The organism is Roseateles sp. P5_B10, assembly GCF_056400485.1.
In genome coordinates, this window is the sequence record NZ_JBFULE010000987.1 from 1 (window position 1) to 1,739 (window position 1,739).

Annotated in this window: 1 protein-coding gene and 1 pseudogene; both read left to right on the plus strand. The window is 67.5% G+C overall.

The features are described 5' to 3' along the window. Nucleotides 1-76: 76 nt before the first annotated feature. Nucleotides 77-973 (plus strand): prephenate dehydrogenase, encoded by an 897-nt coding sequence (locus tag AC1DU6_RS30030; RefSeq protein ID WP_056202119.1) that lies wholly within the window; start codon nucleotides 77-79, stop codon nucleotides 971-973. Beyond that, nucleotides 973-1,739, plus strand: a pseudogene (locus AC1DU6_RS30035) (bifunctional 3-phosphoshikimate 1-carboxyvinyltransferase/cytidylate kinase); the annotation flags it as partial. The gene AC1DU6_RS30030 and the pseudogene AC1DU6_RS30035, both read left to right, overlap by 1 nt.

Below are 1,739 nucleotides of genomic sequence, written 5' to 3' on the forward strand. Positions count from 1 at the left end.
CCGACGCGCTGGCTGAGTTGCGCGAGCTCTGCGCCTTCTTCAAGATGCTGGGCGCCTACCCGGTGAAAAACTAACCATGTTTCAACAGCTCGGCGTGATTGGATGCGGCCTGATGGGTGGCAGCTTCGCGCTGGCGATGAAAAAAGCCGGCCTGGTCAAACGCGTCGTCGGCTACAGCAAGTCGCCGTCCACGACGGAGCAGGCCAAGAAGCTGGGCGTCATCGATGTGGCCGCCGAATCGGCGCTGCTGGCGGTGTCAGGTTCGGACATCGTGCTGATCGCGGTACCCGTGTCGGCCACCGAGAGCACGCTCAAGGCCATCCGCCACCTCGTCAATCCGGGCGTCCTGTTCATGGACGTCGGCTCGACCAAGTGCGACGTCATCGAGGCCGCGCGCCGCGCCCTGGGTGACCGCTCTTCCAGCTTCGTGCCCTGCCATCCCATCGCCGGCAAGGAGTCGGGCGGTGTCCAGCATGCCGAGGCGAATCTCTACGAAGGCCGTCAGGTCATCCTGACACCCCAGCCCTTCACCAATCCGCAATTGGTGCAGCGTGCAACCGACGTTTGGTCCGCCCTGGGCGCCACGGTGCTGAAGATGCGGCCGCACAACCATGACGCGGCCTTCGCCGCAGTCAGCCACCTGCCGCATCTGCTGGCCTTTGCCTATTTCCAGGCCATCGCCGAGCAGCCGGCCGCGCGCGACTACCTGAGCCTGGCCGGCCCAGGCTTTCGCGACTTCACCCGCATCGCCGCCGGCGAGCCGTCCGTGTGGCGCGACATCCTGCTGGCCAACAAGCACGAGGTGCTGGCCCAGTCCAAGCGTTTTCGCACCATGCTGGATCAGCTCGAAGCGCTGATCGAATCCGGTGACGCGCCGGCCCTGGAAGCCGCGCTGCGTCCCATCTCCGAAGGCCGTTCGGCCTGGGGCAATCCGCCCCCTGCCCCTCCTCCCGGCCGACCAGCCGGCAAGTGATGTTCAAGATCCCCTTTCTCGACCTGCCGCCGCTGCGCGGCGCCGCAGGCACCGTGCGCCTGCCCGGTTCCAAGAGCATTTCCAACCGCGTGCTGCTGCTGGCAGCCTTGAGCGAAGGTAAGACCGTCGTGCGCGACCTGCTGGCGTCCGACGACACGGCCGTCATGCTCGATGCGCTGCGGGCGCTCGGCTGCGGCGTCTGGAACGAAGGCGAGGYCGTCGTCATCGACGGCCTGGGTGGCCGCCTTCGCGCCAAGGACGCCAAACTCTTTCTCGGCAACGCCGGCACCGCCATGCGACCGCTGACCGCAGCGCTCGCTCTGCTGGCCGCGACGCAGGGGGCGAGCTTCGAGGTGTCCGGCGTGGCGCGCATGCATGAGCGCCCCATCGGCGATCTCGTCAACGCGCTGCGCGGCCTGGGCTGCGAGATCGACGACCTCGGCAATGCAGGCTACCCGCCGCTGCGCCTGCGCGGCCCTTCCCAGCTTGCGCTGGACACGCCGGTGCGCGTGCGCGGTGACGTGTCCAGCCAGTTCCTCACGGCCCTGCTGCTGGCCCTGCCGCTGGTGGCCGAGCGCGACATTCGCATCGAGGTCATCGGCGAGCTGATCTCCAAGCCCTATATCGAGATCACGCTGGCCCTGCTGGAGCGTTTTGGCATCGCGGTGAAGCGTGAAGGCTGGGAGGCTTTCATCATCCCGGCCGGAAGCCGCTATCGCTCGCCCGGCGAGGTCTTCGTCGAGGGCGATGCGTCCTCGGCGTCCTA